Below are 23,424 nucleotides of genomic sequence, written 5' to 3'. Positions count from 1 at the left end.
CGTCGGCGGTGCCCGGGTGGGTGCCGGGACCGCCCTCCCCTTCCAGTCTGGGCGCAGGACGCCGGATCCGCTCGGGCCGGACGGTCCCCCGCCGCGCCCACGCGGCAAAGCCGCGTGTCGGCACGGCCCCGCGCCCCCGGAGGATCAGGCCACCGGCCGGGCGATGCCGCTGCCCGGCAGGTGGCGGGTCCGCCTCACGGAGTCGCCGAGGCGCAGGGCGAGGCGGGACGCGAGGTCGTACAGGCGCCGTACCGCTTCGAGGCGTTCCAGGCGCGGGGCGAGGACCGACAGGGTGATGGCCAGGGCGACGCCGGCCCAGGCGACGGGACCGAGTGGGACGCAGCCGAAGAAGTGGCTGACGCCCGGGGTCTGGACGAGGGCGGCGAGCACGGCCGCCGAACCCAGGGCCGTCGTCCACACCAGAGGGCTGTGGCGGCGCCCGGAGAGGGTCTGCGCCAGCTGGGCGCCGACCACCCCGCACAGGGCCATCGTGGTGGAGCGGCGTTCGGTGCCGGGGGTGAGGCGGCCGATCAGGTAGGCGGTGACCGCGCCGAGGCAGGTGGTGACGCCCCGGCGCCGGATGGAGCGCAGCAGGGGCGCGCCCAGGACGTCGAGGCCCATCGGGCCGCTCGCGGCGTGCGCCGCCGTCGACGGGTCGTCGCTCGGTGTCACCGCCACCGCCATGGCGGGGAACATGTCGGTGAGCAGGTTGACCAGGAGCAGTTGACGGGTCGACAGCGGCGAGGCCCCGGCGAGCAGGGTGCCCAGCACGCTGAAGCCGACCTCGCCCGCGTTGCCGCCGATGAGGATGCTGACCGCGTCGGCGACGCTGCGCCACAGCGCGCGGCCCTCGCCGACGGCGTCCACCAGGACGGACAGGTCGCCGGTGGTGAGCACCAGGTCGGCGGCGTTGCGGGCGGCGGCGGAGCCGCGGGCCTCGATGCCGACGCCGACGTCGGCGGCGCGGATGGCCGCGGCGTCGTTGGCGCCGTCGCCGGCCATCGCCACCACCCGGCCGGCCTGTTGCAGGGCCTCCACGACGTGCAGTTTCTGTTCGGGGGCGACCCGGGCGACGACTCCCGCGCCGTGCAGCGCGCGCACCCGGTCCGAGCGGCCCATGGCGACCAGGTCGTCCCCGGTGACCACCTCCGTCTCCTCGGGCCAGCCCAGTTGCAGGGCGATGGCGCGGGCGGTCTCCGGGTGGTCGCCGGTGAGCATGACGGGCAGGATGCCGGCCCGGCGCAGCTCCGTGAGCAGCTCCCGCGAGGTGTCGCGGGGTGCGTCGGCGAGGGCGATCAGGCCGGCGAACTCCAGGTCCGCGAGGCCGGCGTCGAGGTCGGCGTCCGCATCGGTCCCCCGGCGGGGGCGACGGGCGACGGCGAGGACGCGCAGCCCCTGGCCCGCCAGGGTGTGGGCGGTGCCGGCCACCTCCTCGGGAAGGTCCCGGCAGGCGGGGAGCACCGTCTCGGGGGCGCCCTTGACGACGAGGAGTGCGGCGTCGCCGTCCCGGCCGACGGCCGCCGCGTAGCCGCGGCTGGCCTCGAAGGCCAGCTCGCCGTCGGCGGTCCAGTCGTCGTCGGGCGGGGCGGCGTCGAGGACGGCCTCGTCGGTGGCGTGGGCGACCCGGCGCCCCTCGCCGGTCTCCTCCTGCGGGCAGGCCCGCGCGGCGAGCCGTACGACCGCCGCGGCGCTCTCGGCGTCCGGGGCGAGGACGGTGCCGTCGGCGGTGGCCACCCGGACCAGGCGGAGCCGGTTCTCGGTGAGGGTGCCGGTCTTGTCGAAGCAGACGGTGTCGACCCGGCCGAGCGCCTCCAGGGTGCGCGGGGTGCGGACCAGCACGCCCCGCCGGGAGAGCCTGCGGGCGGCGGCCGTCTGGGCGACGGTCGCGACCAGCGGCAGCCCTTCGGGGACGGCGGCGACGGCCACGGCGACGCCGCCGCTGACGGCACGCCGGAGCGGGCTGCCGCGCAGCAGGGACAGGCCGGTCACCAGCACACCGCCGGTGAGGGTCACCGGGAGGGCCGTGCGGGTCAGTTCCTGCAGGCGCGCCTGGACGCCCGCGGGCGGCGGGGTGCGGGCGGCCAGGGCGACGGCGCGGCCCGCCTCGGTGCGGTCGCCGGTGTCCACGACGAGCGCGTCGGCGCGGCCGGCCACGACGGTGGTGCCCTCGAAGACCATGCAGGTCCGCCCGGCGACCGGCGCGCCCGGGGTCGGTTCCAGTGCCTTGGCCACGGGCAGCGACTCGCCGGTGAGCGACGACTCGTCGACCTCCAGCCCGTCCGCCTCCAGCAACCGGGCGTCCGCCGGTACGACGTCGCCGGCGCCGAGGCTGATCCGGTCCCCCGGCCGCAGCCGGGCGGCGTCGACGGCGACCGTGCGGCCGTGGGCGTCCCGTCGGCGGGCCTGGGGCCGCTGGTGGGCGGCGAGCCGGGCGAGCGCCCGTTCGGCGCGCAGCCGCTGGAGGCCGCCCGCGACCGCGTTGATGTCCATGGCCCCGACGACGAGCAGCGCGTCGACGAGCGAGCCGAGCAGCGCCGAGGCGACCGCCCCGGTGGCCAGGACGGGGGTGAGCGGGTCGTCGAGCTCGCGGAGGACGGCGCCGGCCGCCTGCCAGGTCCAGCGGGCGGGGGCCGCCGCGGGCGTGCGGGTGAGCCGCGCGGCCCGCTGCCGCGAGCGGTCGGCGACCAGGGCGAGTCCGCGGGGCTCGGCGTCGGCGTCGGGGGTGCTGAGCAGGTCGCGGGCCTCGTGCGGTTCCAGGGCGTGCCAGGGCACGTGCAGCCGGGGTTCGGGCGGCGTGGCGGTGGCCACGCGCACGGCCGCGGTCACGCCGGCGAGCAGGGCGGCGGCCGCCGCGATGTTCACCGGGGCGTGCCGGGTGAGCCGCCGCCACAGACGGCCGCCGGGCGTGCCGCCGCGGGCCACCATGAGTCCGGACAGGGCGGCGCCCGCCCGGGCCAGCGCCTGCGAGCGACGGCCCACCCGGCGTGCCGCCGGGATCGCGGTCAGCAGGCGCCACACGTCCCCGAGTCCGTTCGGGACGAGCGCGTCGGCGCCCCAGGCGACGGCCGATCCCGCGTCGGTGAGGGCGATGGCCACGTCGCCGGCGGGCAGTCCCTCCGCCGCGTCACCGCCCCCGCCCGCGGCCGCGCGGGCGACGCTCACCACGATGTGCCCGTCGTTCTGCAGCGCCCGGACGACGTCGGCGAACGGCAGGCCGGCCGGGGCGACCTCGTCGGCCAGGCGGGTGATGTCCTTCAGGTCGGAGCCGCCCGTGACCACCACGTGCAGTCCCGCCCTGCGGGCCGCGTCGAGGACGGCCTCGGCGCAGGGGTCGACCGGGTCCCGGAACGCGGCGGGAGCCTCGTCGGGGGCGGCGTCGCGGCGCGGGCGGCTGCGCAGGGCGTCGGCGTGCAGGACGAGGGAGTCGGCGATCTCCAGTTGTCCCAGCCGCTCCCTGCCGCGCACGAGGACACCGGTCCGGGCGAGATGGGTCCCGAGGGCCGCGCCGAAGGCGGCCGGACCGTAGCGCGCGGCCTTGGGCGATCCCGCCAGGAGGGCCTCGGCGGCCTCCTGGGTGTCGTGGGTGACGAGGAGGGCGGCGGCGGCGCCCGCGACGCTGCCGGTGCCGGCGTGGGCCGCGTAGGCCTGGGCGGGCGTCACCCGCAACGGCGGGCGGGTGCCGGCGGGGCAGGGGACGCTGGTGCGCTGTTCGAGGCAGACGTCGTCGCACAGGGTCTCGAAGGCGGCGGCCCTGGCGACCGCCTCGGTGAGCTGGCCGGTGCGCAGCAGCCCGTCGAGCACCAGCGAGACCGGGGACTGCCCGGCACCGTGCGCGGCGGCGTTGGCCGCGGTGAGGGCCAGTTCCATGCCGCTGCCGCCGAACCGCTGCCGCAACAGGGCGCGGAAGCGGGGGTTCTCGCGCAGCAGGGTGACGGCGGCGGTGACCGCCTTGGGGCTGCGCGGCAGGCGCAGTGACCGGCCGGCCAGGGCGCCGGCCACGCCGGCCGCGTCCAGCAGCAGCGCGGTGGCGGCGATCCGTATCTCGCGGGGGTCGCCGGGATGGGCGGCCTCGGCCTCCTCCTCCGGGCCGGCGTCCTCGGTCAGTCCGAGGCGGGCGGCGAGCGCCACGGCACGCTCGCTCACGCGGTCGCCGGCCGCGTCCGTCGCGGCGGTCACCACGAGCCGGGCCAGTCCCTCGTCCCAGTACGCGGTCAGCACGTCGGGGTGGTCGAGCAGTTCGGCGGCGACCTCGCGGGCGAGCGGGGCGGCGGCGCCGTCCGGGTGCCGCAGGGCCAGGTGGACGCGGTGTCCGGCGCGCCAGTGCCGGCCGCCGCCGAGGGCGTTGCGGGCGACGTGGCCGAGGCGGCGCGTGGTGCCGTGGGCGGACGTCATGCCCCGCGCGGTGGAGCGGGCGGCGCCTGCGGCGGCTCCCGCCACGGCCCCGGCGAGGGGGGCGACGTCGAAGCGTGTGAGCATCTGCGCGGATCCCGTCGGTCGTGGCTCAGCCGGTGTGCCGGGCGCCGCGCGGCTGCCCGGGGGCGGCGTCCGGGCCCGGTCGGGGGGCGGGGTGCGTGTCGTGGTGCCGGGTGGCGTCGGCGACCTGCCTGAGGGCCGAGGCGGTGGCGGTGTCGCCCACCTTGGCGGGCTGTTCGCGCACCGGCTGCTCCGCCCGGTCGTCACGGCCGCGGAAGGGGGTGAGCCGGTCGCCGGGGCCCGCGGGCGGCCGGTCGGCGGGTGCGCCGTCCCCGGCCGGTGTTCCGTGCCGTCCGGCCGCGCCGGCCTGCGGCTGCGCACCCGGTCCGTCGTCCGGCCGTGCGGGGCGCGGCCGGGTGAGCCAGGCGACGGCCGCGCCGGTCAGCGCCACCGGCCATTCCACGACGCCGGCCACGCCGAGCACCCCGGCTCCGGCGTAGACGGCCATCCTGCGCCCGCGCGGGGACACCGCGCCGACCGCGTCCAGGGCGCCGCCGGCCACCCTCCCCACCTGCTCGGCGCCCGGCAGTCGCCGCAGGCCCGAGGTGACGGCCCGCAGGGGCTGCGGAAGATCGGACGGACGAGACGTGCCCTGCTCCATGTCGGCCTCCACGAGCGAGTCCCTCACGGGCACTCATCACCTTCCCTGGCTTTTGCACCATATTCCGTCACTATCAATGGGAATGCGCATTTTGTAAGCCCGTGGCCTCGAGGCCGTCGCACGGCGCCCCGGCCCGGGGCTCCGCCTTTCGCCCGCGCCCGTGTCGGAACGGGCACGCCGGGTACTAGGTGCAGGCACACGACGGCCGTGCGGACCGTCCGGTCCGCGAAGGGAGGGGTCATGACGGAGAACGGCGAGGACACCACACTCGCCCGGCCCTCGGGGCCCCGGGAGCTCCGTCTGGCCACGGACCTCCCGGGACCTGTGCCGGCGCACGCCGCGCGGAGCGGCGCGCACGTCCAGGAGGACGACCCGGAGCTGCCCCGCGACCGCAATCAGGCGATCCTGGAGGCGGCCAAGCAGGTCGGCGCGGTGCTCAAGCGGGGCGGGTACCCGTTCGCGCTGGCCGGCAGCGTCGCCGTCCACGCGCACGGCGGCAGCGGGAACCTCCAGCACGACGTCGACTTCTGCATCCGGCCCGAGGACGCCGAGTCGGTGGCCGCCACGCTCCGCGAGGCCGGGCTGACGGTGTACGCCCCGCCCGAGGACTGGCTGATCAAGGCCACCTGCTTCGGCCAGGACGTCGACCTCATCTTCGAGCTGGCGCACCGGCCCGTCTCCACCGAGATGCTCCGGCGGGCGCGGGAACTCCCGGTGGAGTCGGTGCGCATGCCGGTCCTGGCGCCCACCGATCTGCTGGCCGCCCTGCTGGCCGCCTTCTCGGAGCACCACTGCGACTTCGGGGCCGTCCTGCCCATCGCCCGCGCCCTGCGCGAGAAGGTCGACTGGGAGCAGGTGCGGCGCGACTGCGGGGACGAGCCCATGCCGGCCGCCTTCTTCTTCCTCCTGGAACGCCTGAACGTCATCTGAACGTCCGCGGAAGGAACTCCCATGAACACCCACGACGCCGGACCGGCGGGCGGCGCACCGGCGGCGGCGAGCCCGGAGTACCGCATCGCCCACCTCCAGGACCGTCTCGCCTCCGGCGAGCTCGGCGAACTCGGTGTACGGGTCGAGGTCCGCGGCGGGGCCGTGCTGGTCACCGGGACCGTCCCCTCGGCCCACTGCCGCGAGGAGGTCCTCGGCACGGTGCGCGAGGAGCTCACCGGACTCGAGGTGCACTGCGACATCGTGGTCAGCGAGACCGCGTCGCCCGATCACGCGGAGGAACTGTCATGATCCGGATCGCCGCCGTCGGCGACATCCACATGGGACCCGACACCCGGGGCACGCTGCGCCCCGCGTTCGACACCCTGCCCGACTGCGCCGACCTGCTGCTGCTGGCCGGGGACCTCACCCGGCACGGCACCGTCGAGGAGGCCCGCGTGGTGGCCGACGAGATCCGGGACCTGGGCGTCCCCGTGGTCGCCGTGCTCGGCAACCACGACCACCACGACGACCGGCAGGACGAGGTCACGGACGTCCTGCGGGACGCCGGCGCCCATGTCCTGGAGGGCGGTTCGGCGGTGGTGCGGGCCGGTGACGCGCGCGTCGGGGTGGCCGGCACCAAGGGGTTCGGCGGCGGGTTCGTCGGGGCGAGCGCCGGGGAGTTCGGCGAGCCGGTGATGAAGGAGTTCGTCCGGGTCTCGCGCCGGTGCGCCGACGGGCTGCGGGCCTCGCTGGAGAAGCTGGACCAGGAGGGCTGCGACGTCCGGATCGCCCTCACCCACTACTCCCCCGTGCCGGAGACCCTGGCCGGGGAGCCGCTGGAGATCTATCCGTTCCTGGGCAGCTACCTGCTGGCCGAGGCGATCGACACGGCCGGCGCCGATCTCGCCGTGCACGGGCACGCGCACGCCGGCACCGAGCACGGCATGACGACGGGAGGCGTGAAGGTGCGCAACGTCGCCCAGCCGGTCATCGGCCGCGCCTTCCACGTCTACCACCTGCCGGTCCGCGACCGCGCGGGCGCCGGCACGGGAGCGGCGACCGCCTGACCCACCGCCCCAGCGCCCCAGCGCCGCCGGTCGTACCGGCGGCGCTTTTCCCCGTTCCGGGCCGGGTCCGCGTACCGCCTCCCGGGTGCACGCCCCCGTGAGGCGCGCGCACTTCGGGCATTTCGTCTGCTTAGCATGCAAGCTCCGCGTCCCGTGCTCCGGGTCGCCGCGCACACGCCGGGCACGGCCGCGCTCGCCCGTCCGCGCCGCAGTCGGCCTGCGCCCTCCGTCCACCCGCCCGCCCCGCACGAGAGGACGCCGGATGGCGCCGTCGAGCCGTACCGGACCGCGGTCCGAGCCCGTTCCCACCCCGCACGACGCCGAACTGCGCGCCGCCGCACGGCGGCCGGCCCGCCGTCGCTTCCTCACCGCCACCGCCGCGGCCGCCGCCCTCGCCTTCACCACCAACCTCCCCGCGCGCGGCGCCTTCGCCGCGCGCCGGCTCGACGCGGCCCGGATCACCGGGGACCCGTTCACGCTCGGCGTCGCCTCCGGGGACCCGCTGCCCGGGTCGGTGCTCATCTGGACCCGGCTGGCCCCGGCCCCCTTCGAACCGGACGGGGGCCTCGGACAGCAGCAGGTGGAGGTCTCCTGGGAAGTCGCCGCCGACGAGTCCTTCGCCCTGGTCGTGCAGCGGGGCACCGCCCTCGCCCACCCCGAGTACGGGCACAGCGTGCGCGTCGACGTCCGGGGCCTGGATCCGGGCGGCCACTACTACTACCGGTTCCGCACGGGCGCCTGGATCAGCCCCGTCGGCCGCACCCGCACCGCTCCCCCGGCCGGCGCGGACACCGCGAGCCTGAGACTGGCGGCGGTCGCCTGCCAGGCGTACCACGACGGCTACTACACGGCGCACCGGCACCTCGCGCGGGAGGACGTCGACGTGGTGTTCCACCTCGGCGACTACCTGTACGAGTACGCCGTCGACTCCGCGGGCGGCGCCCGCGGCTACACCGACGTCGCGCTGCCGTCCGTGTTCGACCGCGAGACGACGACGCTGGCGGACTACCGGATGCGCTACGCGCTCTACAAGAGCGACCCCGACCTGCGGGCCGCGCACGCCGCACACCCGTTCGTCGTCACCTGGGACGACCACGAGACCGAGAACAACTACGCGGGCGCGATCGACGAGAACGGCAGCGACCCGGCGCTGTTCCTGCCCCGCCGCGCCGCCGCCTACCGCGCCTACTGGGAGAACCAGCCGCTGCGCGCCGACCAGTTCCCCGAGGGCCCCGACGCCCGGTTGTTCCGCCGGCTGCACTGGGGCGGCCTCGCCCAGTTCGACGTCCTCGACACCCGCCAGTACCGCTCCGACCAGGCCTACGGCGACACCCCGCACGTCCCCGGCCCCGAGTCGGACGACCCGGCGCGCACCCTCACCGGGGACGCCCAGGAGCGCTGGCTGCTCGACGGGTGGGGCGCGTCGACGGCGCTGTGGAACGTGATGCCCCAGCAGGTGTGCTTCTCGCAGCGCAGGCTGGACCTGAACGCCGAGGCGAAGGTCTCGATGGACGCCTGGGACGGCTACCGCGCCGGCCGGGGCCGTCTGATCGCGGGCGCGAAGGCGGCCGGTGTCGCCAACTGGCTGGTCCTCACCGGCGACGTCCACGTCGCGTACGCCTTCGACATCAAGGACGACTTCGACGACCCCGACTCCGCCGTCCTGGGCACCGAACTGACCTGCACCTCCGTCACCAGCGGCCGTGACGGCGCGGAGCACCCGGCCAACCGGGACACCTATCTGCGGGCCAATCCCCACCTGAGGTTCTACGACGGCCGGCGCGGCTATGTGCGCATCGAACTGGGGCGGGAGAACGCCCGGGCCGACTACCGGATCGTCCCGGCCGTGACCACGCCCGGCGCCCCCGTCCTCACGGCCGCCTCCTTCGTCACCGAGGTGGGCTCGCCCGGTCTGACCCCGGTCTGACCCGTCCGGGTGTCCGAGGTCGCACACGTGTACTGCACTTGGCGTCCGCACGTGTCCCGAACGCGGTAATCCCGGCGTGTCCTGACATCGTGTCGGATTCCACGGGCAAGGACTGAGTCTCCTCCGCAGCTCCGCACCACGAACCAAGGAGACGTACCGAATGGTCCTCAGACACGCCCGGGCCGCACGCAGGTCGGCGTTCACGGCGCTCGGCGCCCTCGTCCTCGCCGGACTGCCCCACGTCGCGGCGGCCGACCCCACGCCCGCGGCGGGGCCGACGCCCGGCGCCGCCCGGACCCTCGGCGCCGACCGGCCGTCGCCCCACCTGCTCGCCGCCCTCCAGCGCGACCTGCGGCTGGACGAGGCCCAGGCCTCCGAGCGGCTGGTCAACGAGGCCGAGGCGGGCACCCGCGCGGGCCGGCTGCGCAACGCGCTCGGCGACCGGTTCGCCGGCGCCTGGGTGCAGGGCGCCACGTCCGAGGAGCTCACGGTCGCGACCACCGCCACCGAGGACGTGCCCGCCATCGAGGCCCAGGGCGCCACGGCCAAGGTGGTGCGGCGGACGCTGGCCGGCCTGGAGGCGGCCAAGGCGGAACTGGACGCGGCGGCCGAGCGCACCGGCTCCCTCGACACGCCCGTCTGGTACGTCGACGTGCCGAAGAACCGGGTCATGGTGCAGGCGACCAGCCAGGAGGCGGGCGCCGCCCTCGTCAGGGCCGCCGGGCTGGAGGGCGAGGACGTCGGCGTCCGGATGACGACGGAACGGCCGCGCCTGCTGCAGGACATCACCGGCGGCGACGCCTTCTACATCGAGGGTTCCGCGCGCTGCTCCGTCGGCTTCTCCGTCACCGAGGGCGAGCGGGGCGGGTTCGTCACCGCCGGTCACTGCGGCAGGGCCGGCGCGACCACCACCGGGTACGACCTCACCGCGCAGGGCTCCTTCCAGGCCTCCGTGTTCCCCGGCGAGGACATGGCGTGGGTGGCCACCGACGACCGGTGGACGCCCACGCCGGACGTCAAGGCGCAGGAGGGCCGGGAGGTGCAGGTCACCGGTTCGGCGCAGGCGCTCGTCGGGGCGTCGGTGTGCCGTTCCGGCTCGACCACCGGATGGCACTGCGGGGTCATCCAGCAGCACGGCGCCAGTGTCCGTTATCCGGAGGGCACGGTCGACGGGCTGACCAGGACGACGGTGTGCGCGGAACCGGGCGACTCCGGCGGGCCGTTCGTGACGGGCGCCCAGGCGCAGGGCGTCACCTCCGGCGGGACCGGCGACTGCGTCGGCGGCGGTACGACGTTCTACCAGCCGGTCAACCCGATCCTCGGCGGGTTCGGTCTCACCCTCACCACCGCCGCCGCGGCGGCGCAGACCGCACCGGGCGGCCAGGACGACGGCGCGCAGGCGTGGACCGCGGGCCGGGTCTACGAGGTGGGCGCCACGGTGACCCGTGACGGCGTGCGCTACCAGTGCCTGCAGTCCCACCAGGCGCAGGCCGCGTGGGCGCCCGCCGGCACTCCGGCGCTGTGGCAGCGGCTGTGACGGTCCGACCGGTGCGGCGCCGGCGGCTCCCGACCGGGTCGGGAGCCGCCGGCGCCGCGGATTCCGGAGGGGCGCGGCGTCACGAGGGAACGGCGGGCGGGCGTACGCCGGACAGGAGTACGCCGCTGTGCGGGCGGGTCGGGACCCGGTGCAGCGGAATCGTGAGGTTCTGCTCCGGCACCGTGTACTCCATGCGGGCGAGCCGCACCGCGAGCGCCTCCAGCACGCCGACGGTGACGCCCTCGCCGGGGCAGCGGTGGCCGGTGCCCGGGTCCCCGCCGCCCTGCGGGATCAGTTCGTCGCGCGCCACGGACCGTTCGAGGAAACGCTGCGGGCGGAAGGCGTACGGATCACCCCACAGCGACTCGTCGTGGTTCTGCCCGTACACGTCGAGCACCACCAGCCCGCCGGCCGGGACCCACTCGCCCCGCCAGTACAGGTCCCGGGCGGCCAGGCCGCCGAGGAACGGCACGAACGGGTAGAAGCGGCGCACCTCGTGGGCGAACGCGGCGGTGAACCGGAGGTCGCCGTCCGCCAGGGGCGCGCGGTGCTCGGGCCACTTGTGCAGGGCGTGCGCGGTGAAGGCGACGAACCAGGCGACGGCGGTCGTCGGGCGGACGACGTTGAGCAGCTCCACCCCGGCGGTCTTCTCGTCCAGCGGTTCGCCGTCCGCGTCGCGGTGCCGGCACACCAGGTCGAGGACGGAGCCCGCGGGGGCGGTGACCGTGCCGGACCGTACGTCCCGCACCAGCCGGCCCAGCCGTTCCTCCTGCCGGGAGCGGGCGCGCCGGGCCCGCAGGTGGCGCGGTCCGGCGGTGGCGAAGCCGTCGACCATGGCGATCATGTCGCGGGCCGTCGCCTCGGCGCCGGCGTCGTCCAGGGGTATGCCGGCCCACCGGTGGGCCCCGGTGGCCAGCACCGTGCTCGCCTCGTCGAAGAGCACGACCGAGCCGCGCCGGCTCCAGGCGGGTACGGCCTCGTCCCAGGCGGCGGTGACATGGCCGACGAGGCCGGCGATCCGGCCGGGTTCGAGCAGCGGCAGGAACAGGGACTTGCGGGCGCGGTGGGCGACGCCGTCCAGGGTGTGCACCGCCTCGTGGCCGAACAGGGTGGCGAGTACGGGTTCGGGGATGGCGCGGTGCCGGTGCACGTTCCGTTCGTCGTAGAAGAACCGCACCGCCTCGGGTCCGCGCAGGGCGAGTGCGGGCCGGCCCAGGATCCTGGTGCGGACCACGGGGCCGGGGGTGTCGCGCATCCGGTTGGGCAGCCAGGCGTAGCCCTCGGCCAGCAGCGGCAGGGTGCGGTCGAGCAAAGGGCGGCTGAGTACGTCCATGGCCGTCGGGTGCCCCCAGGGGGTGCCGGAACACTCCGGGGGGCGCCCGTCCGGATGTGGCCGAGGCCACGTGCCGAAGGAGGTCGGGGTCATATCGGGGCGGGCGGGGCGACGGCTAGCGTTCCGCGCGGTCCTTTCACCCCAGCAGCTCGGACGGCCCGGCAGTGCAAGCAGATCTCTCCCCGGTCATCGCGGCGACCGCGCAGTGGCTGACACGTTCCTTTCCCGCGCCCGGCGGGGCGCTGGCGGCCGCGCTGTGCGAGGTGCAGGCGCGGCAGGCGGTGACCGTCGCCGCGCGGCTGCGGTATCCGACGGAGATGGACGCCGCCCTGGTCGGGCTGGCGGGGCCGGGGGGTTCCGGGCGGCTCGACTGGGTCACCGGGGCGGATGCGGGGGACGGGGGCGAGGGGGAGGGCTGGCGCACGTGGGTCGACGAGGTCGTGGCGAGCTGGGCGGTGTGTCTGCTGGCCGACGCCCGGCTGGCGGCGGCCGCGGTGGCGGCGCTGGGCGGGGACGGGTGCGCCGAGTTCCGGCGGCTGCTCGCGCCCGATGAGTCGGACCGGGGTGCGGCGGCGCTGTTGCGGCATCCGGATCTGGTCGATCCGGTGGCGGGGCTGCACCGGTCGGCGCTTCTCGGGCGGCTCGATCCGGACACCACGCTCGTGACGTGACCCCGCGGCTTCCCGCCGGGCCGGCGTGCGCGGGCGGGCCGGAGGCGGGGTGCGCGGCCCGGCGCCTGCGGGGTGCCTCCCCCGGAGGGGGTGCCCCCCCAGCGCCCGCCCGTGCCGCCCTGGGGCGCCTTCCGGCCTTGAGGCACGGGGGGAGGCACGACCGACCGCGGTGGGCGGGGCGCCGGGCGGTGACGCCGGGTGGTTCACCGGAATGCAGTAGGCGGTCGTGCCGGGAGCGGGGGCGGGGGGCAGGGTGGTCGGCATGAGCACCGTCATATCCCGGAAGTGGGAGCACGCCGTCGTCACCGGTGGCGCGGGATTCGTCGGCTCCCATCTGTGCGCCGCCCTGCTCGACGCGGGCGCCGCCGTCACCTGCGTGGACGACCTGAGCACCGGCCGGCCGGAGAACATCGCCCCGCTGCTCGAACGGCCCGGGTTCACGCTGGTGCGGGCCAACGTGGCGCAGGAGCTGCCGGTCGACCGGCCGCCCGACCTGGTGCTGCACTTCGCCTCCCCCGCCTCCCCCGCGGACTATCTGCGACTGCCGCTGCACACCATGGAGACGGGCAGTCTCGGCACCCGCAACGCCCTGAGGCTCGCCCATGACGCCGAGGCCCGCTTCGTCCTCGCCTCCACCTCGGAGGTCTACGGCGACCCGCAGCAGAATCCGCAGGACGAGCGGTACTGGGGCCACGTCAACCCGGTCGGCCCGCGCAGTGTCTACGACGAGGCCAAGCGCTTCGGCGAGGCGCTGACCACCGCCCACGCGGAGACCCACGGCACGGACACCTGCATCGTGCGGCTGTTCAACACCTACGGCCCGCGGATGCGCGGCCACGACGGCCGCGCCGTGCCGACCTTCGTCCGGCAGGCCCTGGCCGGCGAACCCCTCACCGTGACCGGTGACGGTCTGCAGACCCGCTCGCTGTGCTACGTCGACGACACGGTGGCCGGCGTCCTCGCGGCGGCCGGCCACGGCATGCGCGGCCCCGTCAACATCGGCAACCCCGTCGAGATCACCATGCTCGCCCTGGCCCGTCTCGTGGTCGCACTCACCGGTTCCCGTTCGGAGATCCGTTACATCGAACGCCCGGTGGACGACCCGGCCGTGCGCTGCCCGGACATCACGCTGGCCCGCGACAAGCTGGGCTGGGAGCCCCTGGTCGGCGCCGAGGAAGGGCTGCGCCGCACGATCGACTGGTTCCGCGCCGGAGCACGCCGCTGAGCGCGGCCGTCCCCGCCGGCCCAGGACACCGCGGCCCCACCCGGCCGCCCGATCCGCGAAAGGCCCCTCCGCCCATGCGCATCCTCGGTATCAACGCCCTCTTCCACGACCCCGCGGCCGCCCTGGTGATCGACGGACGGACCGTCGCCGCCGCGGAGGAGGAGAGGTTCTCCCGGCGCAAGCACGGCAAGCGTCCGCTGCCGTTCTCCGCCTGGGAGCTGCCCGAGCAGGCCGCCGCCTGGTGTCTGAAGCGGGCCGGGCTGCGCCCGGAGGACCTCGACGCGGTCGCCTACTCCTTCGACCCCGCGCTGGCCCGCCCCGCCGACGCGATGGGCCTGGACGACCCGTGGGACCACCTGCGGCTCACCTACGCGCGGGAGGCCCCCGGCTTCCTGCGGACCGCCCTGCCCGGACTCGATCCCGGCCTCGTCCGCTTCGTACCCCACCACATGGCGCACGCCGCCTCCGGCGCCTTCGCCGCACCGGACGCCGGGGACTGCTGCGTCCTCGTGCTGGACGGCCGCGGCGAACGCGCCTCGCACCTCGCCGCCCGCCGGGTGGGCGACCGGCTCGAACCCCTGCGCGCACAGGACCTCCCCCACTCGCTCGGCCTGGTCTACGAGGAACTCACCGAGCACCTCGGCTTCCTGCGCTCCTGTGACGAGTTCAAGGTGATGGCCCTCGCCTCCCACGGCACCCCGCGCATGCTGCCCGAGCTGCGCCGGTACGTGTACCCGACCGGCGACGGCGGCTTCCACGCCACCGGCGTGCCCTGGGCCGGACTGTGCGCGCCGCGCGGCCCGGACGAACCGTGGACCCGGGACCACGCCGACGTCGCCGCGAGCGCGCAGGCGGTACTGGAGGAGACCCTGCTGGACCTGGTGCGCTGGCTGCACGGCCGTACCCGCGGCTCCGTGCTCGCCCTCGCCGGGGGCGTCGCCCTGAACTGCGTCGCCAACTCCCGCATCGCCCGCGAGGGTCCGTTCTCCCGGGTGTGGGTGCAGCCCGCGGCCGGGGACGCGGGGACCGCGCTGGGCGGCGCCCTGCTGCTGTCGGCCGGCGCCGGTGACGAACCGGAGCCCATGACCGGCGCCGACCTCGGCCGGGACTGGTCGGACGCGGAGCTGGGGGCGTGGCTGAAGACCGCCGCCGTGCCCTTCGCACGGCCCCCCGACATCGCCTCCACCGTGGCCCGGGCGCTGGCCGACAACGGCATCGTCGCCTGGTTCCAGGGACGCGGCGAGTACGGCCCCCGGGCGCTGGGCCACCGCTCCCTGCTGGCCCATCCCGGGCACGCGGGCAACCTGGAGCGGCTCAACGACGTCAAGGGGCGCGAGCAGTTCCGCCCGGTCGCGCCGATGGTGCTCGCCGACCGGGCCGCCGGGATCTTCGACGGGCCGCTGCCCAGCCCGTACATGCTGTTCGTGCACGACGTGGCGCCCGCCTGGCGGGACCGCATCCCGGCCGTGGTGCACGTCGACGGCACCGCCCGCATCCAGACGGTCGATCCGGCGCGCGAGCCCCTGGTGGCGCGCATGCTGAGCGAGTTCGAGCGGCTGACCGGGCTGCCCGTGGTCGTCAACACCAGCCTCAACACGGCGGGCCGGCCGATGGTGGACGACCCGCGCGACGCCCTGGAGTGCTTCGGCTCCTCCCCCGTCGACCTCCTGGCCATCGGTCCGTACGCGATCCGGCGCGGCGATCTGTTCCGCTCCGGCGACGACGGCGAGGGCGTGCGGTGACCGGGCCGGTCGCCCCGGCCGGGGAGTACGCGGTGGTGGTGCCGACGCTCGGCCGGCCCTGCCTCGGGCGGTGTCTGCGGGCGCTGGCCGAGGCGGACGGGCCCGGCCCGGCGCGGGTCGTGGTGGTCGACGACCGCCCGGACCCGGCCGGTGCGCCGCTGACCGCCGCCGTTCCGCCGTCGCTGCGCTCGCGCACCCTCGTCGTGCCCGGCGGGGCGCGAGGCCCGGCCGCCGCCCGCAACACCGGGTGGCGGGCCGCCGGGGACGCGCCGTGGATCGTCTTCCTCGACGACGACGTGGTGCCCGGCCCCACCTGGGCCGACGACCTCGCGCTCGACCTCGCAGGGGCGAGCGTCGCGACCGCCGGGATCACCGCCCTGATCGAGGTGCCCCTGCCACCGGACCGGCCGCCCACCGACTGGGAGCGGGTCACCGCCGGGCTCGCCCGGGCCCGCTGGATCACCGCCGACATGGTGTACCGCCGCCGGGCACTGGAGGCCGTCGGCGGTTTCGACGAACGGTTCCACAGGGCCTTCCGGGAGGACGCGGACCTGGCGCTGCGCGTGCTCGACGCCGGCTGGACGCTGTCCGAGGGCCGCCGCACCACCGCCCATCCGGTACGGCCCGCCGGGCGCTGGGTCTCCGTGCGGCTCCAGGCGGGCAACGCCGACGACGTGCTGATGACCAGGCTGCACGGGCGCGGCTGGTGGCGGCGGGCACAGGCTCCCCGGGGCCGTCTGCCGCTGCACCTGGCGGTGACCGCGGCGGGGCTGACGGCAGCGGGGTGCGCGCTGGCCGGCCGGCTGTGCGCGGCGGTGGCGTGTGCCACCGGGTGGCTGGCGGGAACTGCGGAGTTCGCCCTCGCCCGGATCCTGCCCGGTCCGCGTACCCGGGACGAGGTCATCACCATGGCCTTGACCAGCGTGCTCATCCCGCCTGCCGCGACCTGGCACTGGTTGCGCGGCCATGTCGTGCACCGCACGGCACGGTCCCGTACGCACCGGGCCGGGCCGCCCGCGCCGGCGCACCGTCCGGGGGCCGGCGAACGGCAGCCCTCGTGATCCGCCCGGCCGGAGCCGCCCCCCGCCGGCGCGGCGGACCCGTGGTGTCCGGTGCGGGGGCGGAAGGAGCGGACCGCCCGGGGAGCGGCCCTATGAACATTCCGCCGCGGCCCGTGCCGCGGCCGATCACGGAGGTGCGCTCATGATCCCCGCTTCCGGCCCTCTCCCCCCGGGCGTGCTGTCCATCGCCCTGGTCTCGGAGCACGCGAGTCCGCTCGCCGCCCTCGGCGGGGTGGACGCCGGCGGGCAGAACGTCCATGTCGCCGCCCTGGCCGGGGCGCTCGCCGACCGCGGCCACCGCGTCACCGTGCACACCCGCCGTGACGCGCCCGACCTGCCCGACCGGGTGACGCTGCGCGAGGGGGTCGAGGTGCACCACGTCCCGGCGGGCCCCGCGCGGCCGGTGCCCAAGGACCGGCTGCTGCCGTACATGGACGGGTTCGGGCGCTGTCTGGCCCGGGTGTGGCGGGCGCGCACCCCGGACGTGGCGCACTCGCACTACTGGATGTCGGGGCTGGCCTCGCTGGGGGCGGCCCGGGAACTGGGGCTGCCGCTGCTGCACACGTACCACGCGCTGGGCACGGTGAAGCGCCGGCACCAGCGGCTCGCCGACACCAGTCCGCCGGAGCGGATCGGCTGCGAGATCGAGGTGGGGCTGGGCTGCGACCGTGTCATCGCCACCTGCCGGGACGAGGTCGCCGAGCTGGTCCGGATGGGTGTCCCGGCGCACCGGATCGGCGTCGTGCCGTGCGGCGTCGACACGGACCGGTTCTCGCCGGTGGGCCCGGTCGCGCCGCGCGGCCCGTTCCGGTACCGGCTGGTGCAGCTCGGGCGGCTGGTGCCCCGCAAGGGCGCCGCGGTGTCGGTGGCCGCGCTGGCCCGGCTGCCCGACACCGAGCTGCTGGTGGTCGGCGGTCCCCCCGCGGACCGCCTCGACGCCGACCCGGAGGTGCGCCGGCTGCGCGGCGTCGCGCGGGACGCCGGGGTCGCCGGCCGGGTGCGGTTCACCGGCGGGGTGGCCCCAGGGCGGGTGCCGGCGCTGCTGCGCTCCGCCGACGTGGTGCTGTGCCCCGCCGACTACGAGCCCTTCGGGATCGTCCCGCTGGAGGCCATGGCCTGCGGCCGTCCGGTGGTGGCCAGCGCGGTCGGCGGTCAGCTCGACACGGTCGCCGATCCCGGCACCGGCCGGCTGGTGCCGCCCGGCGACCCCGAGGCGCTGGCCCGGACCGTGGCCGGCCTGCTCGCCGACCCGGCGGCCCGTCGGGCGTGCGGGGCGGCCGGCCGCCGCCGGGTGCTCAGCCGCTACGGCTGGGCGCGGATCGCCGCCGCCACCGAGGCTGCGTACTGCGAGGTCCTCGACGCCGAGCCCGCCACGACCGGGACCGGCTGACCGCCGGCGTCCGCTGCTGGAAGGAGGTGCGGGCCTCGCCGCCGACGAGGCGGTGCGCCCGGAACACCATGACCGAACATCCCTCGCTCGACGCCGCCCGGCTGCACTGCCGGTCGCTCCAGGAGGCCCTCGACGGCCTCTGCCGGGGCGGCCTGCCCCGGATCGCGGACTGGGGCGGACGCCTCGCCGCCGTCCTCACCGACGGCGGACGGCTGCTGGCCGCCGGCAACGGCGGCAGCGCCGCCCAGGCCCAGCACCTGACCGCCGAACTGGTCGGCCGCTACCGCAGGGAGCGGCGCGCCTACTCGGCGCTCGCCCTGCACGCGGAGACCTCCAGCGTCACCGCCATCGGCAACGACTACGGCTTCGACCACGTCTACGCCCGCCAGGTGACCGCCCACGGGCGTCCCGGCGACGTGCTGATGCTGCTGTCCACCTCGGGCCGCAGCGCCAATCTGATCGCGGCGGCGGTGACCGCCCGGCAGGCCGGGCTGCGGGTCTGGGCGCTCACCGGACCCGGCCCGAACCCGCTGGCGGAGGCCGCGGACGAGGCGCTGTGCGTGGCGGCGGGCAGCACCGCGACCGTCCAGGAGACGCATCTGGTCGCCGTGCACCTGCTCTGCGAGTGTTTCGACGCCGCCGTGGCCGCGCCCCTCGCACGGAGTGCGGCGGCCGTCCCCGGGAGGGTGTCATGACCGGTCCGAAGCCGCTGGTGGTCGTGGGGGACGTCCTGCTCGACGAGGACATCGAAGGGGTCGCGACCCGGCTGGCCCCGGACGCGCCCGCCCCGGTCGTCGACGTCACCGGTGACCGCCGGCATCCGGGCGGGGCCGGGCTGGCCGCCGCGCTCGCGGCCCGCGGCGGCCGGGACGTGGTGCTGGTGACCGCGCTCGGCGACGACCCGGCCAGCGAGGCCGTGCGCCGGGAGCTCGACGGCCGGGTCCGGCTCCTCGAGCTGCCGCTGCACGGCACGCTGCCGGTGAAGACGCGGGTGCTGGCGGGCGGACGGCCCGTGGTCCGCATCGACCGGGGCGGCGGGACGCCGGGCGAGCCGGACGACGCGGTGCGCGAGGCGCTCGCGGGCGCGCACGCCGTCCTCGTCGCGGACTACGGACGGCACACCGCGGGGGCCGTGCGCCCGCATCTGGCGGACGCGGCGCGGCGCACGCCCCTGGTGTGGGACCCGCATCCCAAGGGGGACTCCCCGGTGCCGGGGGCGCGCCTCGTCACGCCCAACGCGGCGGAGGCGGTCGCCCTGTGCGCGGACACGCCGGGGGTGTCCGGCGCGTCGCTGGGCGCCTTCGCCGAGCGCGGGGCGGTGCTGGCGGAGCGCTGGCGGGCGGCGGGGGTCGCGGTGACGCTCGGGGACCGCGGGGTGCTGCTGACCCGGCCCGGCGGGGGGACGCCGATGCTGATCCCGGCGCCGTTCCGGGCGGACGGGGACCCGTGCGGCGCGGGCGACTGCTTCGCGGCGACGACGGTCGCGGCGCTGGCCGACGGGCTGCTGCCGGAGGAGGCGCTGCAGCGGGCGGTCGCCGACGCGGCGGCGTTCGTCGCGGCGGGCGGGGCGGGGAATCCGGACCTGTGGCACGCGCCGGCCGTGCCGGGCCCCGCGCACGATCCGGCCGCCGACGCGTTCGAGCTGGCGGAGAGGGTGCGGGCGCGTGGGGGGACGGTGGTCGCCACGGGGGGCTGCTTCGATCTGGTGCACGCGGGGCACGTCGGGCTGCTGGAGAGCGCGCGGCGGGTCGGCGACTGTCTGATCGTGTGCCTGAACTCCGATGCGTCGGTCACGCGCCGGAAGGGGACGGGGCGGCCGCTGACGCCGGTGGCGGACCGGATGAGGGTGCTGGCGGCGCTGGGGAGCGTGGACGCTGTGGTGGTCTTCGAGGAGGACACGCCCGAGGCGGTGCTGGGGCGGTTGCGGCCCGACGTGTGGGTGAAGGGCGGGGACTACTCCGTGCAGGAGTTGCCGGAGGCGGAGGTGTTGCGGTCCTGGGGCGGACAGGCGGTGGTGCTGCCGTATCTGGACGGGCGGTCCACGACCGCGCTGGCCCGGCGGGCGGCCGAGGCGGCGGCGGTGGCCCTGCGGGCGTCGGACGGGTGAGCCCGGGGGCGGGGCGGGGAGGTCTCCTCGCCCCCGCCGCCCCTTCCCGGACCCCCCTGTCGGCCCTGCGGGCCTCGTCCTCGAGCGCCGGACGGGCCGGGAGTCACGCCGCTGTCTCCAGGGTGGCCCGCTGGAGGACGGGCGAGGCCGTGGTGCGGCGGGTGTGGAGGAGGTGGCCGGCCGTGATCGACACGGCGATGATCAGGCCGCCGGTGATCAGGGCGCCGCGGGGGCCGGCGAGTTCCATCAGGAGGCCCAGGGCGGGCGGACCGCCCAGGCTCCACACGGTGCCGACGCTGCCCCAGACGCCGAGCACGCGTCCGCGCAGGTGGGCGGGCGGGTCGGTCTGCAGGACGGCCGTCCCGGCGGTGTCGGAGACGGACTCGACGACGGCCATGGGCAGCACCAGCACGAGCAGCACGGCCAGCGACGGGGACATCCCCGCCACCACCTGCAGCAGCGCACCCGTCGCCGCGAGGGCCCCGACCAGCCGCACGGAGGGTCGGCGCAGCCGCGCGCCGAGCACCGCGCCGAGGATGCCGCCGACCGCGAGGACGGTGGACACCGTGCCGAACGCCCCGGCGCCGCCCGCGAGCGGCCCGGTGACCAGGACGGCGAGCGTGAGCCCGTAGTTGCGGCCGAAGACCGCGCTGACACCGGTCACCCCGGCGAGCGCGAGCAGTCGGGGCCGGCGGACGAAGAAGGCGAGCCCCTCGCGGACGGTCATGGCGCTGCCCGGACGCGCGCCCTTCTCGGCGACGTGCCGGACCGCTCCCGCCGCCGGGCGCAGGAACGGGATGACCGCGGTCACGAACAGGAAGGAGAAACCGTTGGCGAAGTAGGCGGCGGCCGTGCCGAGGAACCCGACGGTCACGCCGGCGAGCGCGGCGCCCGCGAGCCGGCCCGCGTTGAACACCAGCGCGCCCACGCCGATGGCGGAGGGCACGTCCTCGGCGGGGACCAGGTCGTTGCCCAGCAGGGCGCACGCCGGGTTGTCGACGGTGGCGACGACGCCGGTGACGGCGGCCAGCACCATCAGGGACGTCATGTCGAGCCGGCCGAGCGCCACCAGGGTGGCCGTGGTGAACGCGATCAGGGCCAGCAGCGCCTGGCTGACGGCGGCCGTCAGCTTCCGCGGCCAGCGGTCGACCGCCGCGCCGCCGAGGACGCTCATGAGCAGGGCCGGGGCGGCCTGCACGGACATGGACAGGCCGGTGGCCGCGGCGGACCCGGTGATCTGCAGGACCAGCAGGTTCTGCACCGTGAGCTGCATCCACGTACCGGCGTTGGACACGAAGTTCGCGACGGACCACCAGCGCATGCTGCGGTGCCGCAGGGAACGCCAGGGCGAGCGGGACTCGGGCTGGGCGGGGGCGGGCGGGGAAGACACAGGGGCGCCACTCGGAAGGACGAGTCGGAGGACTCAGCGGAGGGGTGCGGGAGGCAGAACGCCGGCTGCGCTGCGCGGCGGCTCCCGTCACCCGGACAGGGCGCGGCCCATCGTGGCAGAAGGGACGGCCGAGTCGTTTCCGAGTGGCCGGGGATCACGGGGGTGCGGGCGTCAAAGGGGCGGTACGGGAGGGGACTTGGGCCGTGAGTGCGGTTGCTCACAGCGACCGGGGACGGGCAGGGACGGGGGAGGGCCCGGCGCCTGGGCGCCGGGCCCTCCCCCGTCCTCGTATGCCCTTGCCGGCTCCCGGGTCAGTCGTGCTTCCCGCGTCCGCTCAGCGCGTCGCGGATCCGGTCCACCATCCCCGCGCCCGGTGCCAGCAGCTTGTTCGCCGGGGGCTTGTCCGGGGCGGCCGGGTGCGGCCGGGTCGGGGCCGTCTTCTTCGCCTGCCGGACCTTGTCGCCGAGCCGGTCGAGCTGCTCCGGGGTGCAGGAGGCGCGCAGCATCGGGAACAGGTTCTGCTCCTCGTCGGCGATGTGTTCGCGGATCTCGCTCATCAGCGCGCCGATGAGCCGGTCGAACTCGGGATCGCCCGCGTCGCAGCCCTCCAGGTCCTTCATCGTCCGCTCGGCCGTGGCGTGGTCCTCGAGCTCACGGTCGGCCAGCGCGTCCCCGTTCTCCACGTGTTCCCGCACGGCCGGGTAGAGGTACGCCTCCTCGGCCACCGAGTGCCGGACCAGCTCGATGGTGGCCTGGTCGGCGTACACCTTGCGGTCCTTGTGGCCGGGCGGCAGCGCCTCGATCCTGCCGAAGAGCTCCTCGACCTCCCGGTGATCGGTCACCAGCTCGTCGATGACGTCGCCTCCGTGTCCCATGTCCTTCACCTCCGGTTCGTGGTGGCACCCGGCCGGGTCCACCCGCCGACGGGTCCCCCCGTCCCCGGGGAGCTAACGCGGCCCTGCGGATCAGCGGGACAGCCTGGCCCTGACCCGGCCGGCCGCCGCGGCGGGGCCGGCCCCGGCCCGGACGGAGCGGCGTACGAGGTGGGCGTCGCGGCGCAGGTCATGGGCGGCGTGCCGGCTCCGCCAGAGCAGCGAGGGGGCGGCGCCGGTGTCGTCGGCGGCGATCAGCAGACCGCCGAGCATGGACAGGTTCTTCAGGAAGTGGATGCGCTGCTGCATGCGCTGACCGGGTTCCTCCTCCTCCCAGAAGCGGTGGGCGGCCAGCGTCGTGGGCACGAGCGTGACGGCGAGGGCGAGCGCCGCCGGACGGGACAGGCGCCCCGTGGCCAGCAGCAGCCCGCCCACGACCTGGACGGCGCCGCTGAGGCGTACGGCGTCCTCGGTGCGGTCCGGCAGCACCGCGATGCGATCGGTGACGGGCTTGACGACGGACTCGGCGGCCGGGGCGACGTTCTGGGGGCTGCGGACGGAATCCAGTCCGCCCGCGACGAACATCGACGCCAGCATCGGCCGGCCGAGGACGCGCAACAGACTCATGCCTTCTCCTGGAGATGTGGGTCGGTGGAGGTGCGCCGGGTTCCCCGCCTGGCGGGGACCATTCGGCGCGCCCTCACCAGAAGCGGGTGGTGAGGACGGGCCGGTGGACGGCCTGCACGGCGTCGCGCAGGCACAGGGCGACGCCGATGGTGGTGCGCAGGACCGAGGGGCGTACGGTCTGGGCGGTCTCCGTGGCCAGGACCAGCAGGCAGCCGGCCGCCTGTTCCACCACGGACACCGGGAGGGTGTAGTCGCTGTCGGCGGCCGCGCGGAACGCCTTCAGCGGGATCCCGGCGCCGTCGACGGTCCGCCGGGCGGCCTGCTCCAGATGCTGTGCGGCCTGTTCGCACAGCGTGGCGGGCAGGGTGAGGGTGCGCTGGAACGATGAACTCGTCATGCTCCGAGTGCTCCCCCGGCGCGGTTTCCTTCGATCGGCGGCGGCCGGGATTTCACCGTCCCGCGTGACCGGCC

General features: G+C 76.5%; 19 protein-coding genes. 12 read left to right on the top strand and 7 right to left on the bottom strand.

From position 1 onward, the window contains the following. Positions 1–144: 144 nt before the first annotated feature. Both ACZ8ZB_RS31360 and ACZ8ZB_RS31355 read right to left on the bottom strand, forming a co-directional pair. Positions 145–4,476 (bottom strand): cation-translocating P-type ATPase, encoded by a 4,332-nt coding sequence (locus tag ACZ8ZB_RS31360; protein WP_470740969.1) that lies wholly within the window; start codon positions 4,474–4,476, stop codon positions 145–147. Positions 4,477–4,501: 25 nt separating this feature from the next. Next, a complete protein-coding gene (locus ACZ8ZB_RS31355) occupies positions 4,502–5,101 on the bottom strand; it encodes a hypothetical protein (protein ID WP_470740968.1) in 600 nt (199 codons plus the stop codon). A 213-nt stretch (positions 5,102–5,314) separates the two neighbouring features. Between ACZ8ZB_RS31355 and ACZ8ZB_RS31350 the strand changes: the two genes are divergently transcribed. The 5 genes from ACZ8ZB_RS31350 to ACZ8ZB_RS31330 all read left to right on the top strand — a co-directional run bounded on the left by ACZ8ZB_RS31350 (position 5,315) and on the right by ACZ8ZB_RS31330 (position 10,535). Then, positions 5,315–6,004, top strand: a complete 690-nt coding sequence (locus tag ACZ8ZB_RS31350) for a nucleotidyltransferase family protein (RefSeq protein ID WP_470740967.1) — start codon at positions 5,315–5,317, stop codon at positions 6,002–6,004. A gap of 21 nt (positions 6,005–6,025) precedes the next feature. Continuing rightward, positions 6,026–6,313, top strand: a complete 288-nt coding sequence (locus ACZ8ZB_RS31345) for a BON domain-containing protein (RefSeq protein WP_030833113.1) — start codon at positions 6,026–6,028, stop codon at positions 6,311–6,313. Beyond that, positions 6,310–7,071, top strand: coding sequence for a metallophosphoesterase family protein (locus ACZ8ZB_RS31340; protein WP_470740966.1), 762 nt, complete (start codon positions 6,310–6,312; stop codon positions 7,069–7,071). Before ACZ8ZB_RS31345 ends, ACZ8ZB_RS31340 begins: the two co-directional genes overlap by 4 nt. 262 nt (positions 7,072–7,333) lie before the next feature. Then, positions 7,334–8,998, top strand: coding sequence for an alkaline phosphatase D family protein (locus ACZ8ZB_RS31335; protein ID WP_470740965.1), 1,665 nt, complete (start codon positions 7,334–7,336; stop codon positions 8,996–8,998). Between the two features lie 160 nt (positions 8,999–9,158). After that, complete coding sequence (locus ACZ8ZB_RS31330) at positions 9,159–10,535, top strand: trypsin-like serine protease (RefSeq protein ID WP_470740964.1); 1,377 nt, start codon at positions 9,159–9,161, stop codon at positions 10,533–10,535. 79 nt (positions 10,536–10,614) lie between these two features. Here ACZ8ZB_RS31330 and ACZ8ZB_RS31325 read toward each other — a convergent pair whose 3' ends face one another. Next, a complete protein-coding gene (locus ACZ8ZB_RS31325; RefSeq protein WP_470740963.1) occupies positions 10,615–11,868 on the bottom strand; it encodes a cytochrome P450 in 1,254 nt (417 codons plus the stop codon). 164 nt (positions 11,869–12,032) lie between these two features. Here ACZ8ZB_RS31325 and ACZ8ZB_RS31320 point away from each other — a divergent pair, with 164 nt between their 5' ends. The 7 genes from ACZ8ZB_RS31320 (at position 12,033) to rfaE2 (ending at position 20,064) form a co-directional block, all read left to right on the top strand. Further along, positions 12,033–12,539 (top strand): hypothetical protein, encoded by a 507-nt coding sequence (locus ACZ8ZB_RS31320; RefSeq protein ID WP_470740962.1) that lies wholly within the window; start codon positions 12,033–12,035, stop codon positions 12,537–12,539. Positions 12,540–12,801: 262 nt separating this feature from the next. Beyond that, a complete protein-coding gene (locus ACZ8ZB_RS31315) occupies positions 12,802–13,764 on the top strand; it encodes an NAD-dependent epimerase/dehydratase family protein (RefSeq protein WP_470740961.1) in 963 nt (320 codons plus the stop codon). Between the two features lie 74 nt (positions 13,765–13,838). After that, positions 13,839–15,506 (top strand): carbamoyltransferase family protein, encoded by a 1,668-nt coding sequence (locus ACZ8ZB_RS31310; RefSeq protein ID WP_470740960.1) that lies wholly within the window; start codon positions 13,839–13,841, stop codon positions 15,504–15,506. Then, positions 15,503–16,567: a glycosyltransferase family 2 protein gene (locus ACZ8ZB_RS31305; protein WP_470740959.1), complete on the top strand. Its 1,065-nt coding sequence runs from the start codon at positions 15,503–15,505 to the stop codon at positions 16,565–16,567. Before ACZ8ZB_RS31310 ends, ACZ8ZB_RS31305 begins: the two co-directional genes overlap by 4 nt. 142 nt (positions 16,568–16,709) lie before the next feature. Next, positions 16,710–17,957, top strand: coding sequence for a glycosyltransferase (locus ACZ8ZB_RS31300; protein WP_470740958.1), 1,248 nt, complete (start codon positions 16,710–16,712; stop codon positions 17,955–17,957). Between the two features lie 68 nt (positions 17,958–18,025). After that, positions 18,026–18,652 carry a D-sedoheptulose-7-phosphate isomerase gene (locus ACZ8ZB_RS31295; RefSeq protein WP_470740957.1) on the top strand — a complete coding sequence of 209 codons (627 nt, stop codon included), beginning with the start codon at positions 18,026–18,028 and terminating at the stop codon, positions 18,650–18,652. Next, the gene (rfaE2, locus tag ACZ8ZB_RS31290; protein WP_470740956.1) at positions 18,649–20,064 is read left to right on the top strand and encodes a D-glycero-beta-D-manno-heptose 1-phosphate adenylyltransferase; all 1,416 of its coding nucleotides are present in this window, start codon (positions 18,649–18,651) and stop codon (positions 20,062–20,064) included. The genes ACZ8ZB_RS31295 and rfaE2 overlap by 4 nt, the downstream gene beginning before the upstream one ends. Positions 20,065–20,167: 103 nt before the next feature. Here the strand turns inward: rfaE2 and ACZ8ZB_RS31285 are convergent, their stop codons facing one another. The 4 genes from ACZ8ZB_RS31285 to ACZ8ZB_RS31270 all read right to left on the bottom strand — a co-directional run bounded on the left by ACZ8ZB_RS31285 (position 20,168) and on the right by ACZ8ZB_RS31270 (position 23,350). Next, positions 20,168–21,385 carry an MFS transporter gene (locus ACZ8ZB_RS31285; RefSeq protein WP_470741628.1) on the bottom strand — a complete coding sequence of 406 codons (1,218 nt, stop codon included), beginning with the start codon at positions 21,383–21,385 and terminating at the stop codon, positions 20,168–20,170. A gap of 380 nt (positions 21,386–21,765) precedes the next feature. Beyond that, positions 21,766–22,329, bottom strand: coding sequence for a hemerythrin domain-containing protein (locus tag ACZ8ZB_RS31280; RefSeq protein WP_470740955.1), 564 nt, complete (start codon positions 22,327–22,329; stop codon positions 21,766–21,768). 90 nt (positions 22,330–22,419) lie between these two features. Further along, entirely contained in the window at positions 22,420–22,953 is a 534-nt protein-coding gene (locus ACZ8ZB_RS31275) for a DoxX family protein (RefSeq protein WP_470740954.1), read from the bottom strand. A gap of 73 nt (positions 22,954–23,026) precedes the next feature. After that, positions 23,027–23,350, bottom strand: a complete 324-nt coding sequence (locus ACZ8ZB_RS31270) for a hypothetical protein (protein WP_470740953.1) — start codon at positions 23,348–23,350, stop codon at positions 23,027–23,029. Positions 23,351–23,424: the final 74 nt, after the last annotated feature.

The organism is Streptomyces sp. 12E, from assembly GCF_055633275.1.
The sequence above is the reverse complement of the archived record's forward strand: the minus strand, read 5'-3'. Positions and strand labels throughout refer to the sequence as shown.

What these genes read in the sequence shown, in the direction of transcription:
- ACZ8ZB_RS31360 (WP_470740969.1), bottom strand. Translation starts at nt 4,476, where the DNA reads ATGCTCACACGCTTCGACGTCGCCCCCCTCGCCGGGGCCGTGGCGGGA.
- ACZ8ZB_RS31350 (WP_470740967.1), top strand. Translation starts at nt 5,315, where the DNA reads ATGACGGAGAACGGCGAGGACACCACACTCGCCCGGCCCTCGGGGCCC.
- ACZ8ZB_RS31345 (WP_030833113.1), top strand. Translation starts at nt 6,026, where the DNA reads ATGAACACCCACGACGCCGGACCGGCGGGCGGCGCACCGGCGGCGGCG.
- ACZ8ZB_RS31340 (WP_470740966.1), top strand. Translation starts at nt 6,310, where the DNA reads ATGATCCGGATCGCCGCCGTCGGCGACATCCACATGGGACCCGACACC.
- ACZ8ZB_RS31335 (WP_470740965.1), top strand. Translation starts at nt 7,334, where the DNA reads ATGGCGCCGTCGAGCCGTACCGGACCGCGGTCCGAGCCCGTTCCCACC.
- ACZ8ZB_RS31330 (WP_470740964.1), top strand. Translation starts at nt 9,159, where the DNA reads ATGGTCCTCAGACACGCCCGGGCCGCACGCAGGTCGGCGTTCACGGCG.
- ACZ8ZB_RS31325 (WP_470740963.1), bottom strand. Translation starts at nt 11,868, where the DNA reads ATGGACGTACTCAGCCGCCCTTTGCTCGACCGCACCCTGCCGCTGCTG.
- ACZ8ZB_RS31315 (WP_470740961.1), top strand. Translation starts at nt 12,802, where the DNA reads ATGAGCACCGTCATATCCCGGAAGTGGGAGCACGCCGTCGTCACCGGT.
- ACZ8ZB_RS31310 (WP_470740960.1), top strand. Translation starts at nt 13,839, where the DNA reads ATGCGCATCCTCGGTATCAACGCCCTCTTCCACGACCCCGCGGCCGCC.
- ACZ8ZB_RS31300 (WP_470740958.1), top strand. Translation starts at nt 16,710, where the DNA reads ATGATCCCCGCTTCCGGCCCTCTCCCCCCGGGCGTGCTGTCCATCGCC.
- ACZ8ZB_RS31295 (WP_470740957.1), top strand. Translation starts at nt 18,026, where the DNA reads ATGACCGAACATCCCTCGCTCGACGCCGCCCGGCTGCACTGCCGGTCG.
- rfaE2 (WP_470740956.1), top strand. Translation starts at nt 18,649, where the DNA reads ATGACCGGTCCGAAGCCGCTGGTGGTCGTGGGGGACGTCCTGCTCGAC.
- ACZ8ZB_RS31285 (WP_470741628.1), bottom strand. Translation starts at nt 21,385, where the DNA reads ATGCGCTGGTGGTCCGTCGCGAACTTCGTGTCCAACGCCGGTACGTGG.
- ACZ8ZB_RS31280 (WP_470740955.1), bottom strand. Translation starts at nt 22,329, where the DNA reads ATGGGACACGGAGGCGACGTCATCGACGAGCTGGTGACCGATCACCGG.
- ACZ8ZB_RS31275 (WP_470740954.1), bottom strand. Translation starts at nt 22,953, where the DNA reads ATGAGTCTGTTGCGCGTCCTCGGCCGGCCGATGCTGGCGTCGATGTTC.
- ACZ8ZB_RS31270 (WP_470740953.1), bottom strand. Translation starts at nt 23,350, where the DNA reads ATGACGAGTTCATCGTTCCAGCGCACCCTCACCCTGCCCGCCACGCTG.